The organism is Citromicrobium bathyomarinum (genome assembly GCA_001306305.2).
GTDB lineage: Bacteria > Pseudomonadota > Alphaproteobacteria > Sphingomonadales > Sphingomonadaceae > Alteriqipengyuania > Alteriqipengyuania bathyomarina.
In genome coordinates, this window is record CP155577.1 from 2,224,187 (window position 1) to 2,238,698 (window position 14,512).

Annotated in this window: 20 protein-coding genes; 3 read left to right on the forward strand and 17 right to left on the reverse strand. The window is 64.9% G+C overall.

Annotated features, from left to right (window positions below; all coding sequences use genetic code 11):
- Positions 1–8 precede the first annotated feature (8 nt).
- From VO57_011130 to VO57_011200, 15 genes are all read right to left on the reverse strand, one after another.
- Positions 9–698: a hypothetical protein gene (locus VO57_011130; protein XBL68684.1), complete on the reverse strand. Its 690-nt coding sequence runs from the start codon at positions 696–698 to the stop codon at positions 9–11.
- Complete coding sequence (locus tag VO57_011135; protein ID XBL68685.1) at positions 695–1,348, reverse strand: hypothetical protein; 654 nt, start codon at positions 1,346–1,348, stop codon at positions 695–697. The genes VO57_011130 and VO57_011135 overlap by 4 nt, the downstream gene beginning before the upstream one ends.
- Entirely contained in the window at positions 1,345–2,640 is a 1,296-nt protein-coding gene (gene nuoF, locus VO57_011140; GenBank protein XBL68686.1) for an NADH-quinone oxidoreductase subunit NuoF, read from the reverse strand. The genes VO57_011135 and nuoF overlap by 4 nt, the downstream gene beginning before the upstream one ends.
- On the reverse strand, positions 2,637–2,807 hold the full coding sequence (locus VO57_011145; GenBank protein XBL68687.1) for a hypothetical protein: 171 nt from the start codon (positions 2,805–2,807) through the stop codon (positions 2,637–2,639). The genes nuoF and VO57_011145 overlap by 4 nt, the downstream gene beginning before the upstream one ends.
- Positions 2,804–2,947 carry a hypothetical protein gene (locus VO57_011150; protein XBL68688.1) on the reverse strand — a complete coding sequence of 48 codons (144 nt, stop codon included), beginning with the start codon at positions 2,945–2,947 and terminating at the stop codon, positions 2,804–2,806. The genes VO57_011145 and VO57_011150 overlap by 4 nt, the downstream gene beginning before the upstream one ends.
- Complete coding sequence (locus tag VO57_011155; GenBank protein ID XBL68689.1) at positions 2,947–3,135, reverse strand: hypothetical protein; 189 nt, start codon at positions 3,133–3,135, stop codon at positions 2,947–2,949. Before VO57_011155 ends, VO57_011150 begins: the two co-directional genes overlap by 1 nt.
- Positions 3,132–3,302 (reverse strand): hypothetical protein, encoded by a 171-nt coding sequence (locus VO57_011160; protein ID XBL68690.1) that lies wholly within the window; start codon positions 3,300–3,302, stop codon positions 3,132–3,134. The genes VO57_011155 and VO57_011160 overlap by 4 nt, the downstream gene beginning before the upstream one ends.
- The gene (locus tag VO57_011165; protein ID XBL68691.1) at positions 3,302–3,970 is read right to left on the reverse strand and encodes an NAD(P)H-dependent oxidoreductase subunit E; all 669 of its coding nucleotides are present in this window, start codon (positions 3,968–3,970) and stop codon (positions 3,302–3,304) included. Before VO57_011165 ends, VO57_011160 begins: the two co-directional genes overlap by 1 nt.
- A complete protein-coding gene (locus VO57_011170) occupies positions 3,963–4,139 on the reverse strand; it encodes a hypothetical protein (GenBank protein XBL68692.1) in 177 nt (58 codons plus the stop codon). Before VO57_011170 ends, VO57_011165 begins: the two co-directional genes overlap by 8 nt.
- Positions 4,136–5,353, reverse strand: coding sequence for an NADH-quinone oxidoreductase subunit D (locus tag VO57_011175; protein XBL68693.1), 1,218 nt, complete (start codon positions 5,351–5,353; stop codon positions 4,136–4,138). Before VO57_011175 ends, VO57_011170 begins: the two co-directional genes overlap by 4 nt.
- A 10-nt stretch (positions 5,354–5,363) precedes the next feature.
- Positions 5,364–5,909 (reverse strand): hypothetical protein, encoded by a 546-nt coding sequence (locus tag VO57_011180; GenBank protein XBL68694.1) that lies wholly within the window; start codon positions 5,907–5,909, stop codon positions 5,364–5,366.
- A gap of 62 nt (positions 5,910–5,971) precedes the next feature.
- Positions 5,972–6,823 (reverse strand): NADH-quinone oxidoreductase subunit C, encoded by an 852-nt coding sequence (locus tag VO57_011185; GenBank protein ID XBL68695.1) that lies wholly within the window; start codon positions 6,821–6,823, stop codon positions 5,972–5,974.
- A 2-nt stretch (positions 6,824–6,825) separates the two neighbouring features.
- Positions 6,826–7,359, reverse strand: coding sequence for an NADH-quinone oxidoreductase subunit B family protein (locus tag VO57_011190; GenBank protein XBL71329.1), 534 nt, complete (start codon positions 7,357–7,359; stop codon positions 6,826–6,828).
- 78 nt (positions 7,360–7,437) lie between these two features.
- Positions 7,438–7,812, reverse strand: coding sequence for an NADH-quinone oxidoreductase subunit A (ndhC, locus tag VO57_011195; protein ID XBL68696.1), 375 nt, complete (start codon positions 7,810–7,812; stop codon positions 7,438–7,440).
- Positions 7,813–7,939: 127 nt separating this feature from the next.
- On the reverse strand, positions 7,940–9,370 hold the full coding sequence (locus VO57_011200) for a coniferyl aldehyde dehydrogenase (GenBank protein ID XBL68697.1): 1,431 nt from the start codon (positions 9,368–9,370) through the stop codon (positions 7,940–7,942).
- Between the two features lie 94 nt (positions 9,371–9,464).
- On the opposite strand from VO57_011200, the gene VO57_011205 reads away from it, so the two are divergent.
- A complete protein-coding gene (locus VO57_011205) occupies positions 9,465–10,661 on the forward strand; it encodes an acetyl-CoA C-acyltransferase (protein XBL68698.1) in 1,197 nt (398 codons plus the stop codon).
- A 94-nt stretch (positions 10,662–10,755) separates the two neighbouring features.
- Here VO57_011205 and VO57_011210 read toward each other — a convergent pair whose 3' ends face one another.
- Positions 10,756–11,238 carry an SH3 domain-containing protein gene (locus VO57_011210; GenBank protein XBL68699.1) on the reverse strand — a complete coding sequence of 161 codons (483 nt, stop codon included), beginning with the start codon at positions 11,236–11,238 and terminating at the stop codon, positions 10,756–10,758.
- Between the two features lie 93 nt (positions 11,239–11,331).
- Between VO57_011210 and VO57_011215 the strand changes: the two genes are divergently transcribed.
- Together VO57_011215 and VO57_011220 are read left to right on the forward strand one after the other, a co-directional pair.
- Complete coding sequence (locus tag VO57_011215) at positions 11,332–12,348, forward strand: D-glycerate dehydrogenase (GenBank protein XBL68700.1); 1,017 nt, start codon at positions 11,332–11,334, stop codon at positions 12,346–12,348.
- Between the two features lie 121 nt (positions 12,349–12,469).
- Positions 12,470–13,771, forward strand: coding sequence for an ammonium transporter (locus VO57_011220; protein XBL68701.1), 1,302 nt, complete (start codon positions 12,470–12,472; stop codon positions 13,769–13,771).
- Here the strand turns inward: VO57_011220 and VO57_011225 are convergent.
- Positions 13,768–14,511 carry an alpha/beta fold hydrolase gene (locus VO57_011225; protein ID XBL68702.1) on the reverse strand — a complete coding sequence of 248 codons (744 nt, stop codon included), beginning with the start codon at positions 14,509–14,511 and terminating at the stop codon, positions 13,768–13,770. The genes VO57_011220 and VO57_011225 overlap by 4 nt on opposite strands.
- Position 14,512: the final 1 nt, after the last annotated feature.

Here is a 14,512-nt window from a genome sequence, read left to right on the forward strand (position 1 = left end):
CTGCCCCCTTACCCGGCCTGCGCCATGCGATGATAAAGCGGCTCGCTCAGCGCCCGGCGCAGCATTGCAGGCGTGAGCTGGATTTCGTCACCACTCGCGATGCACGGGCCGAGGAACGGGACCAGGCCCTGGATCGCAGTCTGCTCGCCCGCGGTTCCGGGCGTCGCGGAGATGAACGCGACGCTCTGCGAGGGCGCTGCCGATACGACGCAATCGCCGAATTCCATCAGCACCATGTAGCGCGCGTCGGCCTGAACTTCGCTCTCGCCCTCGGGTATCAGGGCGAGAAACCACGGCTCCCCGCCACCGATCGCCGCCGTATCGACGGGCGACTTGAGCCGGTTGGCGACCATCTGTTCGACCAGCATCAGGCGAAACGCCAGCGCGCTCGCCGTCATGATGTCACTACCAACCGCAAGATTACGGTCGTAATCCATGCAATTGCTCAGATCGCCGAGACCGCGCCTGAACTGGCGGCTTTCCTCGTCACTGCCCGGCAACGCGTCGAGCAGCGCAAGGGCATAGGCGGGCTTGCGGTCAGCAGCGCACTGCGCAACCACCCGCAGGACCGCTTCCGGGTCGGATTTCTTCGCATTGCCGCCCAGCCGGGTACCCGTCCGCTGCGCTTCGAGCGGCGCAGTAGCGAACACCGCGATGGCGGCGGCGAGCGTGAACAGGGCGACGATGCGAGCGATCACAGGCCCGTTTCCGATTGCTGGACGGAGAGCCGATAGAGTGGCTCGGCGATTGCCCCACGCAACATCGACCTGCTGAGTTCGAGCGTTCTGCCTGCCGGAATGCACACTGGCAGCATCGGCATCAGTGATTCGATTGCATCGGTTTCGCCTGCGCTGGCGATCTCCGAGAGGACCAGATTATGCGAGGCCGACGCATCAGCTCTGACCAGGCAGTCGCCCACCGCCATCATCAGCAAATAACTCGCAGCATAGCCGTCCACATTCTGCGTCTCTGGGGTCGCAACAGGATATTGGAGTGGGACAAGCTGCGAAAAGTCTTCGATCTCGAGAGCGTCGCCGAACTTGCTTCGATACAAACTCTCGAACGCAGCGCCGCGAAGAACCAGGGGCTGCATGCGCAATTCCACATCGCCGGAAGTGTCGCCAAGACAGCTCGAGGTTGCGAGCTTTGCCAAGGTCGCCGTGAGGGAAGGATCACCCACAGGGATATCTATCGCCTTGCGCAGCTTATAGCCCGACCGGTTCAGCAAACAGTCGACATAGGCCGACATTGCCTTGCGCGCGTCAGCCTCGGGCTCTTTGTCTCGCGCATGGGCCGGCGCTGCGAGCCCCGCAACCAGAGCCAGAAGAAGAAGCGCGCGAGCGATCACTCCGCCGCCTCCGCCATCGCCTCGCCGCGTTCGGCGATGCGCCGCTCCAGCTCGGGCCGGAAGTGACGGATCAGGCCCTGGATCGGCCACGCGGCGGCATCGCCCAGCGCGCAGATCGTGTGGCCTTCCACCTGCTTGGTGACGGTGTGGAGCATGTCGATCTCGTCGATATCGGCATCGCCCGTCTCGAGCCGCTTCATCACGCGCCACATCCACCCGGTGCCTTCGCGGCACGGTGTGCACTGGCCGCAGCTCTCGTGCTTGTAGAAATAGCTGATCCGGCTGATCGCACGGACGATGTCGGTCGACTTGTCCATCACGATCACGGCGGCGGTGCCGAGGCCGGAGCCCAGTTCCTTCAGCCCGTCGAAATCCATCGGCGCGTCCATGATCTGTTCGGCCGGGACCAGCGGGACGGACGAACCGCCCGGAATCACCGCGAGCAGATTGTCCCACCCGCCGCGAACGCCGCCGCAATGCCGCTCGATCAGTTCGCGGAAAGGAATGCTCATCTCTTCCTCGACCACGCAGGGCTTTTCGACATGCCCGCTGATCTGGAACAGCTTGGTGCCGTCGTTCTTCTCGCGCCCGAAGCTGGCGAACCATGAGGGGCCGCGCCGCAGGATCGTGGGCACGACCGCGATGGACTCCACGTTGTTCACCGTCGTCGGGCAGCCATAGAGGCCCGCACCCGCCGGGAACGGCGGCTTGAGGCGCGGCTGGCCCTTCTTGCCTTCGAGACTCTCGATCAGCGCGGTTTCTTCGCCGCAGATATATGCGCCCGCACCGCGATGCAGGAACACATCGTAATCATAGCCCGAACCGCAGGCGTTCTTGCCGATCAGCCCGGCGTCGTACGCCTCGTCGATCGCCTTTTGCAGCGTCTCCGCCTCGCGGATATATTCGCCACGGATGTAGATGTAGGCCGCCCGCGCGCGCATCGCGAAGCCCGCGACCAGCGCGCCTTCGATCAGCTTGTGCGGATCGTGCCGCATGATCTCGCGGTCCTTGCACGAACCCGGCTCGGATTCGTCGGCATTGATGACCAGGAAGCTGGGCCGCCCGTCCTTGCTTTCCTTGGGCATGAAGGACCATTTCATGCCGGTGGGGAAGCCCGCACCGCCGCGACCGCGAAGGCCGCTGGCCTTCATGTCGTCGATGATCGAATCCTGCCCCTTGGCGAGCAGCGCCTTGGTATCGTCCCAGTCTCCACGAGCCTGCGCGGCCTTCAGGCCCCAGTCCTGAAACCCGTAGAGGTTGGTGAAGATGCGGTCCTTGTCCTGAAGGCTCATGCGAACACCTGCCAGATTGAAAGCCCGCCGACCAAAAGGAAGGCGAAAGCCAGTGAATATTTCATAACGCGCCTCTGCACGCGGCGCTCTTGGTCCGTGGCGAGCGGATAATGGCCGGCGGTGGAATAGTCACCCGTCCAGTCCTTGCTGTCGATCTTTTCGCTCATGCCATGGCTCCAAAGACGACGAAGGCCGCGACAGCGAGGATCGCGAGCAGCGCGAGCGTCTTGAACAGGCCGCTCAGCACTTTCCATGCGATCGCGATGGCAATCAGTGCGACGATGATGGTGACGATGTTGATTTCCATCACTTGTCTCCTTCGCCGACCGCGCCAGCCTTGCTCTTGGAGAGAAAAACGATGCCCACCACGACGAACGGGAGCCCGGCGCCAAGGAAGGCCGGATCGAGCGTCAGGCCCAGCGAAATACTGAGACCGACGCCCATCATCAGGAAAGCGATGCCGAGCGCCTGATTGTTGGTCTGCTTGTTGCTCATTGCTCACCGCCTTCGACGCGCCGCGCACCGAAAATTCCGAAGCCGCCGAACAGGAAGCCGAGGATCGCCCAGACGACCCAGTTGTCGCCCTGCAGGAAATTGACGACAGCCAGGATCAGGAACATGACCCCGACGATCGGCAGGCCTTTCCTGGCGGTATCGCCCATCACCATTCACCCCGGTAATCGTGGTTCTCGGTGACCATTTCCTTGAGCGTGGTCGGACCGCCGCTGGGCTCGCTCGTATGGCGCCCGGGCTCCTGCGTGCCGGTCTTGGGCTGTTCGCCCTTGGCCAGCGCGTCGAGCACGGCGTCGAGCCGCTCGACCGTCAGATCTTCGTAATTGTCGTCGTTGATCTGGACCATCGGCGCGGTTGCGCAGTTGCCCATGCATTCGACTTCGGTGAGCGTCCACAGGCCATCCTCGGACACTTCACCCTTCTTCATCCCGCGCTTCTTGCACGCCGCGATGATGTCGTCGCTGCCGCGCAGCATGCACGGCGTCGTACCGCAGACCTGCACGTGGTACTTACCCACGGGCGTCATGTTGTACATGAAGTAGAAGGTCGCGACCTCGAGCACGCGGATCACCGGCATGTCGAGATAGTTCGCGACATACTCGATCACCGGCAGCGGCAGCCAGCCTTGCGTATCGGTTTCCTCGCCGACCTGCCGCTGGGCAAGGTCGAGCAGCGGCATGACCGCCGACTTCTTGCGCCCTTCAGGATAGCGGGCGAGCGCCTTCTGCGCCTTCGCCTCGTAGTCGGCGTTGAAGGCGAAATTGCCCCACCGCTCGCGGAGTTCGGGGGTGTCGGGTGCGGGGGTGCGATCAGCCAATGTCGGCCTCCTTCTCGACCGGCGTCGTTACCACTATGAAAGACGCGATCAGCGCAACGAAAGTCAAAGGCCAGATAAGCCAGCCTATCGTAATAAAATCGAGTGCGTTCAACGCGATGATGATCACCACCACCATGTCGACCAGAAAGGCCAAATTGCGCTTGCTCACCGGTCACACTCCCCGAACACGACGTCGATCGCGCCGAGGATGGCGGTGGCGTCGGGGAGCATGTGGCCCTTGGTCATCATGTCCATCGCCTGCAGGTGCGAGAACGCGGTCGGGCGGATCTTGCAGCGATAGGGTTTGTTCGACCCGTCGCTGACCAGGTACACCCCGAATTCGCCCTTGGGGCTCTCGGTCGCGACGTAGACCTCGCCCGCGGGCACATGGAAGCCTTCGGTGTAGAGCTTGAAGTGGTGGATCAGCGCTTCCATCGACTGCTTCATCTCGCCGCGCTTGGGCGGGGACACCTTGCGGTCGTCCGATGCGATCGGGCCGGTCGGCATTTCCGCCAGGCACTGCTTGATGATCTTCATGCTCTGGTAGACTTCCTGCACGCGGACCATGAAGCGGTCGTAGCAGTCCGAATTGGTGCCCACCGGCACTTCGAAGTCCATCCGGTCATAGACGTCGTAGGGCTGCGACTTGCGCAGATCCCACGGCACGCCGGCTGCGCGCAGCATCGGGCCGGAGAAGCCCCACTTGATCGCGTCTTCACGGCTGACGACGGCGATGTCGACGTTGCGCTGCTTGAAGATGCGGTTGTCCATGACGAGGCTCATCGCGTCGCCGAACAGTTCGGGCACGCGGTTGTCGAGCCATTCGCCGATGTCGACCAGCAGCTTCTCTGGCACGTCCTGGTGGACGCCGCCGGGGCGGAACCAGGCGGAGTGCATGCGCGCGCCCGAAGCCCGCTCGAAGAAGTTCATGCAGTCTTCGCGCAGCTCGAAAATCCACAGGTTCGGCGTCATCGCGCCGACGTCCATCACGTGCGCGCCGATGTTGAGGAAGTGGTTCGACATGCGCGTCAGCTCGGCGAACAGCACCCGCAGGTACTGCGCGCGGATCGGCACTTCGAGGTTGAGCAGCTTCTCGATCGCGAGGACGTAGCTGTGCTCCATGCACAGCGGCGAACAGTAATCGAGCCGGTCGAAATAGGGCAGCGCCTGCAGGTAGGTCTTGTGCTCGATCAGCTTTTCGGTGCCGCGGTGCAGCAGGCCGACATGCGGATCGACCCGCTCCACGATCTCACCGTCGAGCTCCATCACCATGCGCAGCACGCCGTGCGCCGCAGGGTGCTGAGGCCCGAAATTGATCGTGTAGTTGGTGATCTGCTCGTCGCCGGTGGTCGGCGATTCTTCGATCGTCAGCCCGTGTGCCATTATTCCATTCCTATCCGCAGGCCCATTGCCCGCCAGCGAACTTGCGCTGTTTGCCATCGGCCGCGACGTAGAGGTCCGCGGTCCGCATCGCATCATTGCCCGCTGCGGGCACGACCTTCACGGTCACGCCTTCGGCGGTCATCGTCGGCCCCGCGTAGATCGCGCCCAGCCCGCCATTTTCGGCGGTGAGGTTGATCAGCTCGCCGCCGATCCGGACCACACCCTTGCCCTTCACCGCCTCGTCATCGGGCGCGCCGGCGAGCAGCAGTTCCTGCGCATTGAGCGAGAAGGTGCAGCCGCCGTCGCGCGGACCGAGATCGACGCGTGCAATATTGCCGAGCTTTTCGAGACCCATCGGGTCCGCGCCCTCGGGCACGGCGGAGCCGCGCGCCATGGTGCTTTCGGGCGGCGCGACCGTGCCGGTGGGCGCGGGGGTCGCCTCGCCCTGCCCTGCCCCGACGCGCGCGGCGAAGTCGTCACCGCTCTCGGCGTCGCCATCGCCCTGCGAACAGGCCGCCAGCAGAACGGCGGCAGAAACCATCAGCACTCGCTTCATAGTCGCTTTCTCCATCGCTCCATCGACGCGGGCGGCACTCGGAGAGATCCGCCCCGCTTCGCTCAATCCTTGTCCTTCGGCTCGGTCGCCGCGGAGGTATCCTTGGTATCGCCCTTGCGCTCGGCCCGGTCCGGTCGATCCTCGGTCGGTTCGGGCGCAGGCGTGCGGTCCTCGACGGTTTTCTCTTCCGCCGGAGCATCAGCGCTGACCTTGTCGTCCGCCTTCGCGTCGGTCTTCGCACCGGCGCCGGTGTCCTTCGGGCTGTCGGTGGTCTTGGCCTCGTCGACCGGCGGGGTATGCGCCTTCTCGTCGCCGGGAAGCACGTAATCCGCGCCTTCCCACGGGCTCATGAAGTCGAACTGGCGAAGATCCTGCGCCAGCTCAACCGGTTCGTAGACCACGCGCTGCTCTTCCTCGGAATAGCGCAGCTCGACATAGCCGGTCAGCGGGAAGTCCTTACGGAAAGGGTGTCCTTCGAAACCATAGTCGGTCAGGATGCGGCGCAGGTCCATGTTGCCTGCGAAGACCACGCCATACAGGTCGAACACTTCGCGTTCGAGCCAGCCGGCATTGGGCCACAGCGTCGTCGCGGTGGGCACAGGCGTCGTTTCGCTGGCGGTCACCTTGACCATTATGCGGCTGTTCTTGGTGAGCGAGAGCAGCATGTAGACCACTTCGAAGCGCTCTGGCCGGCCGGGATAGTCGACCCCGGCAATCTCCATCAACTGCTGGTAGCCGTGATCGTCGCGCAGCAGGCGCAGCGCGTCCTCCAGCCGGTCGCGCTGCACGCTCAGCAGCAGCTCGCCATGCTCTTCCTTCGCTTCGACGAGCATCTCGCCGAGTGCGCCGGACAGCGTGTCCTTCAGCCCGTCGATCAGGGTGAAGCGGGGTGCGGAATGCAGAACCGTCGCCATTCTTAGCGCTCCACCGTCCCGCTGCGGCGAATCTTACGCTGCAGCTGCATCACGCCATAGAGCAGCGCTTCAGCGGTCGGGGGGCACCCGGGCACGTAGATGTCCACGGGCACGATCCGGTCGCAGCCGCGCACGACGCTGTAGGAATAATGATAGTAGCCGCCGCCATTGGCGCAGCTGCCCATGGAGATGACGTATTTCGGGTTCGACATCTGGTCGTAAACCTTGCGCAGGGCCGGTGCCATCTTGTTGCACAGCGTGCCCGCGACGATCATCACATCGCTCTGACGCGGGGAAGCGCGCGGGGCGACGCCGAAGCGTTCCATGTCGTAGCGCGGCATATTGACGTGGATCATCTCGACCGCGCAGCATGCGAGGCCGAAGGTCATCCACCACAGGCTGCCGGTGCGCGCCCACTGGAACAGCTCCTCGGTCGAGGTGACGAGGAAGCCCTTGTCGTTCACTTCGGTCTGAAGCGCGTTGAAATAGTCCGAATCCGGCTGACGCACCTCGCCGGGCTGCGCCGCGGGCTGCATCTGCGGGTTGTGCCCCGCCGGGGTGATGGTCTGGTTCTCGCTCATCTCAATTCCAATCGCGCGCGGCGCCGGGCAGGATCACTCCCACTCCAGCGCGCCCACTTTCCATGCATAGATCAGGCCGATGGCCAGTTCGCCGATGAAGATCATCATCGTGGTCCAGCCCGACCAGCCGGTGAAGTCGAGGCTGACCGCCCAGGGGAACAGGAACGCGGCCTCAAGATCGAAGATGATGAACAAAATCGCGACGAGGTAGAAGCGCACGTCGAACTGGCTGCGCGGCTCCTCGAAGGCGGGGAAGCCGCATTCGTACTCGCTCAGCTTCTCGGCGGTCGGGTTGTGCGTGCCGGTCAGGCGCGAGACGCCCATCGGCAGGAACACGAAGACGCAGGAAATGGCCAAGGCCACCCCGAGAAACAGGAGGATAGGCAGATATTGTCCGAGATCGATCACGCGCAGTTTCCATCAGTCCGCTTGTCGGTGCCGCCTCTAGGCCGCACGCCGCGCGGGCGCAAGGGAGCCCGCGACGCAACTCACGTTGGTTTTTCCGCAACAGACAGGCGGCACGCCTGCCCGCCGCCTATTTCATCTCGCGCGCAATCGCCTTCTTCGCCGCATCGCCATAGGGCGGCTTGAGCCCCGCAAGCTTGGCGATGTCGATCTTGGGCTGCTGATAGGTGCTGCGCGCGTGGCTGAATTCGCGGAAGCCTTCGGGCCCGTGATAGCTGCCGATGCCCGAGGGGCCGACCCCGCCGAACGGCATATCCTCGACCGAAATGTGGAAAATCACGTCGTTGACCGTGACCCCACCCGAGATCGTGCGGTCGAGCACGTGCTCCTGCTCCTTTGCATTGCTGCCGAAGTAGTAGAGCCCCAGCGGACGGTCGTGATCGTTGATGTAATCGACCGCCTCGTCGATCGCCTTGTAGGTCTTCACCGGCAGCACGGGGCCGAAGATTTCCTCCTGCATCGCCTTCATGTCGTCGGTGACATTGCGTAGGATCGTCAGCGGCATCTTACGGGTGTTGGCGCTGGAGAAGCTCTCGTTCGCAGGGTTCACCTCGATCGCCTCGGCCCCCTTGGCCTTGGCATCCTCGACGATGCCCTTGAGCCGCTCGAAATGCTTGTCCGAGATGATCGCGGTGTAATCCTCGTTATCGAGCAGCGTGGGATACATCTGGTGCACGCCCAACTGGACCGCCGCGACCACGCCTTCCTCCTGATCCTCGGGCACCAGCAGGTAATCGGGGGCAAGGCAGATCTGCCCGGCGTTGAGCATCTTGCCCAGAGCGATCCGCTCGCCTGCGCGGGTCAGGTCCGCACCCTTGCCGATGATCGTCGGGCTCTTCCCACCCAGTTCCAGCGTGACGGGCACGAGGTTCTTGGCCGCCGCCTCCATCACCTTGCGGCCCGTTGCGGTCGATCCGGTGAACACCAGATGGTCGAAGGGCAGCGAGGAGAACGCCTGCGCCACATCCGGCCCGCCGGTGACGACGGCTACCTCATCTTCGTCGAAAACATCGGCGACCAGTTCACGCATCCGGTCGCTGGTCGCGGGCGTGAATTCGCTCGGCTTGATCATCGCGCGGTTGCCCGCGGCGAGCACCTGCATCAGCGGGCCGAAGCTGAGGTTCACGGGGAAGTTCCACGGGCTCATGATCCCGATCACGCCCTTGGGTTCGTAGCGCACTTCCGCCTTCGCACCCATCAGGCCGAGCGGGAAGCGGACCGAGCGCTTATCGGGCGCAGCCCAGTGGTCCATGTTCTTGAGGCAGTATTTGCCGAAGCCGATCGTGCTGACGATGTCGGTCATCATCGAGCCTTCGAAGCTGCGGCTGCCGAAGTCCGCATTCATCGCCTCGGCCAGCGATTCGCCGTGCTGCGAGAGAATCGACATCGCCCGCTTGATCCGGTCGCGCCGGATGGAGAGCGGCTCTGGCCGCGCCGCGGTGAAGGCCCGGCGCTGGGTTTCCAGAATGCGCTCAAGGGTCTGGGGCGGTGTATCGCTCATGTCTCGGCTCTCCGATTGTGTTTCTTGGCAGTGCTATTACATCGAACGCGAATTGAGCCAAAGCGTTGCGACAACAGAAAGGCACAGCTTACCAATGCCCCAGTTTTCCGAAGCAGATCCGATCGTCATCCTCTCCTACGCGCGCACCCCGATGGGCAGCATGCAGGGCGCACTGGCCGATGCCACTGCGACCGACCTCGGCGCGACGGCGGTGAAGGCGGCGGTGGACCGCTCGGGCGTGCCGGTGGACAAGTTCGACCGGACCTACATGGGCTGCGTGCTTCCCGCCGGCCTCGGCCAGGCCCCTGCCCGTCAGGCGTCGATCAAGGCAGGCCTGCCCAAGTCGGTGCAGGCGACCACGGTGAACAAGGTGTGCGGCAGCGGGATGCAGACCGTTATCATGGGCTCCGAAGCGCTCGCCAGCGGCACCGTCGACTACGTGGTTGCGGGCGGCATGGAGAGCATGACCAACGCTCCCTATCTGCTGAAAAAGCACCGCAGCGGTGCACGGCTCGGCCATGACACCGCCTATGACCACATGTTCCTCGACGGGCTGGAAGATGCCTACGAGGAAGGCCGCGCGATGGGCACCTTCGCGCAGGAAACCGCCAACGAATACCAGCTGACCCGCGAGGAAATGGACGATTATTCCATCGAATCGCTCCGCCGCGCCAATACCGCGATCGAGAGCGGTGCCTTTGATGGCGAAGTCGTCCCCGTGACGATCGTGACTCGCAAGGGGGAAACCACGGTTGAGCATGACGAGGCACCCAGCAAGGGCAAGCCCGACAAGATCCCGCAGCTGCGCCCCGCCTTCGCCAAGGACGGCACGATCACCGCTGCCACCTCGTCGAGCATCTCCGACGGTGCGGCCGCCGTGGTCCTCAGCCGCGAAAGCGTCGCCAAGGAAAACGGCCAGACGCCGGTGGCCAAGATCGTCGGGCTCGCCGCGCACGCTCAGGAGCCGAGCAAGTTCACCGTCGCGCCCATCGGCGCGATCGAGAAGCTGCTCGAACAGACCGGCTGGAGCGCGGAAGACGTCGACCTGTGGGAAGTCAACGAAGCCTTCGCCTGCGTCGCGATGTTCGCGATGCGCGACATCGGCATCCCGCACGACAAGATCAACGTGAACGGCGGCGGCACCGCGCTGGGTCACCCGATCGGCGCCAGCGGCACGCGGATCATCGTGACGCTGCTCAACGCACTCAAGCAGCAGGGCAAGAAGCGCGGCATCGCCTCGCTGTGCATCGGCGGCGGCGAAGCCACCGCGGTTGCCGTGGAAATGGTCTGAGCTAGGTGCGGGCCCCCGCGAAAGCGGGGGCCTCCATCGCCAGGAGACCAGTTTGCCCGAGGTTCCTGCTTTCGCAGGAACTCACATCACAGGCCTAAGGCTCGCCCGCGCCCCACAGGCGATTCGCTTCGACGAAGCCGGAGCGTTCGCCGACCGAGAATTCGCACCAGTTTTCCTCGCAGTCGCCCAACCGGCCCACCACGCCGGGCTCCAGCTTCCACTTGATCGCGGAACCGGCGGCATCCGAATCATGCATCTCGGCCAGGCCCTTGCCGACGACGATCGCGCCGCGCGTGCGGCTGAGCAGCCGCGCCGCGATCCAGCCCTGATCGCCGTCCGGGTCCTCGACCAGCCGCCAGCCCTCGCGCACGCGCACCACCTTCACCGGCAGACCCTTGCGTTTGTAGACCCACTCGATCCGGTATTCCGCGCTCGGCCCGACGCGCATGTTCGCCTCGGTCACGTCGATCGTCGCCCAGTAGGGCGTGCCGCGGTTCGCCCCGCCGGCAGGCGTTGCGGTGAGTGTGGCGATGGTCAGGGCAAGCCCCGTGGCGAGCAGGAAAGGGCGTCTCGGCATGGCGGAACGAGATACCGCAAGCGCCACGATCCTGGCAAGCTGGATGGTGCCACCGCTTGACCGGGTTTGCGCCACACGCCAAGCACGGCGGCGATGGCCAGCAAACCCGCAGATCCCGCCCGCCGCATTCAAGGCACTCCCCGCGTCATCGTGACCCGCGCACTGGTCCCTTCGGTGCAGGAGCGCATGGCGCAGCTGTTCGACTGCCGCTTCAACGAAAGCGATACGCCGCTTTCGCGCGAGCAGCTGATCGAGGCGATGCGCGATTGCGACGTGCTGGTGCCCACGGTGACCGACCGGATCGATGCCGAAATGCTCGAGGCGGGCGGCGACCGGATGCGGCTGATCGCCAGCTTCGGCGCGGGAACGGATCATCTCGATCTGGCCGCCGCAGCCAAGCGCAAGATCACCGTCACCAACACGCCGAGCGTGTTTACCGAGGATACCGCCGACCTGGCGATGGCGCTGATCATCGGCGTGCCCCGCCGGATGCGCGAAGGGATTGCGCTGGTGCGGCGCGGTGAATGGAGCGGCTGGGCGCCGACCGCGATGCTGGGCCGCAAGCTGGCGGGCAAGGTGCTGGGCATCGTCGGCATGGGCCGGATCGGCCAGGCCGTCGCCTATCGCGCAAAGGCCTTCGGGCTCGACATCGTCTATCACAATCGCAAGCGTCAGCCCGAAGCGGTCGAGCGGATGTTTGGCGCGACCTATGTCGAAACGCTGGGCGAACTGCTGGAAACGGCCGACATCCTCACCCTGCACTGCCCTTCCAACCCGCAGAGCCATCACATGATCGACCGGCAGGCGATCGGGCGGATGAAGGACGGCGCCTGCCTGATCAACACCGCGCGCGGCGATCTGGTCGATCAGGAAGCGCTGATCGAGGCGCTGGAAGCCGGGCGGCTCGCGGGCGCCGGGCTTGACGTGTACCCGGACGAACCCCGGGTCGACGAGCGGCTGATCCGCCATCCCAACGTGATGACCCTGCCCCATATCGGCTCCGCCACGCTCGAAGGGCGTGAGGATTCGGGTCACAAGGTGATTGCCAATATCCACATGTGGGCCGACGGCCACCGTCCGCCCGATCAGGTGCTCGACGCGCTGATCTGACCGCGCGCGGGAAAAGGTGAACCCCGGTTTACCAGTTATGCGCAAAAGCCGGGCTATAGGGTTTCGCGCCCGCGGCCGTCTGCCGACATTTGCGGGCTGACTTGCTGGAGACCCCACCCCGATGACCAGATTCGTTTCCGCCATGCTGCTGGCCGTGCTGCTCGCCAGCCCGGCCTTCGCGCAGGAGGTGGGCACTCTGGTGGAAAGCGATACCGGCGATACCGCGTGGATGCTCACCTCCTCCGCGATCGTTCTGCTGATGACTCTGCCCGGCCTCGCGCTGTTCTACGGCGGACGGGTGCGGGCTAAGAACGTGCTGTCGGTCGCGCTGCAATGCGGCGCTGTCGCGGCAGTGATTTCGGTCCTGTGGGTGGTGACCGGCTACACGCTGGCCTTCGGCGATGTCAGCAATGGCTGGTTCGGCAATGGCCGGGCGTGGATGCTGATCGAACTGACCAATGTGCGCTACGGCACCACCGTGCCCGAAAGCGCCTTCGTGCTGTTCCAGATGGGGTTCGCGATCTTCGCCACTGCGCTGATGGTCGGTGCATGGGCGGAGCGCGCACGCCTTGGCTGGGTCGTGCTGTTCTGCGCCGCGTGGAGCCTGGTCGTCTACGCTCCCGTCGCGCACTGGGTGTGGGGCGGTGGCTGGCTCGCCAGCACCTTCGGCACGATGGATTTTGCCGGTGGGCTAGTGGTCCACACCACAGCAGGCGTGTCCGCGCTGGTCGCGGCGGCGCTGATCGGCCCGCGAGAAGGTTTTGCGGACAAGCCCACGCTGCCCCACGCCCCCGTGCTGACCATGATCGGCGCCGCCCTGCTGTGGGTCGGCTGGTTCGGCTTCACCGGCGGCTCCGCCCTGTCGGCAACCGACGATGCGTCGAGCGCCATCATCAACACCCATCTCGCAGCCTGTGTTGCGGCGCTGGTGTGGCTGCTAATCGAGCGGATCGCGCTGGGCAAATGCACCACGATCGGCTGGGCGACCGGTGCGGTCGCGGGCCTCGCCACGATCACGCCCGCGGCGGGCTATATCGCACCGGGCGCGGCAATCCTGTTCGGCACGCTCGCCTCCATCGTTTGCTACGGCGCGCTGGTGCAGGTGCGAAAGTGGGGCATCGACGATACACTGAGCGTGTTTGCGGTCCACGGCATGGGCGGAATGCTGGGCACGCTGCTGCTCGGCCTGTTCGTCTCCTACTCGCTCGGCGGCACGGGCTATCCTGCGGGGATGACCCCGGCCACGCAGCTCGGCGCGCAGGCGATCGGGGTGGCTGCGGTCGCAGTGTGGAGTGCGGTGATGACCGGCATTCTCGCGCTGGTCATCGGCATCCTCATCCCCATGCGGGTCAAGCGCAAGCGCGAGATCGAGGGGCTGGACATGACCAGCCATGGCGAGCGCGGCTGGTACTTCGCCGACTAGCGGCTTCGCGGCAGTTCCTCGCCGAGGATCTCGAGGATCCGCTCGATCGAGGCGCGGCTGGCGGAAAACTCGAAATGCCGCTCGGGCACCTCGATCGCGCGGTCGCACTCGCCCTCTTCCCCGCGTGAGCAGGCGGGCGCGATGATCCCGTCGCGCGGCGACCAGATTGCGATCGTGCGCACCGGCGGCTTCTGCCGGGGGTCGTCGGAAATCGGCGGATTGTCGACCTTGTGGTCGTTGAGCGCCTCGTACAGCCGCCACGCATTATTGGCCCGCCGGTCGCCGGAAAAAGGCGTGCCGAGCGTCATCACCAGCGCGACCTTGTGCGGATGGCGCTGCGCCAGCACGCGGGCATAAAGGCCGCCCAGACTGATCCCGATCAGCGTCACCGGCTGACCAGTTTCGCACCATATCTGGTCCAGCCGCGCCTCGGCCCGGTCGAAAAAGGCCTGGGTGATACCGGTCATCATCGCGCTGATCCGCGCAGGGTATGCGTCGTAGCCCGCCGCATCGAGCGTGCGCCGCATCAGCGAAGTCGCGCCGTCGTTCGACATGATCCCGGGGATGACCAGAACCGGGGGGCGCGTGCCCTCAGGCGGCCCTGCCCGAACATGCTCCGGCAGCCGCACCCGGCGGACCGGGCTCGACCAGATTTTCGGCAGGTTCGGCAGTTCGCGCAGCCAATAGCCGAAAGGCGGTGCCAGATGGTCCTCTCGCATCGCATCTTTCGGCTGGGGCATG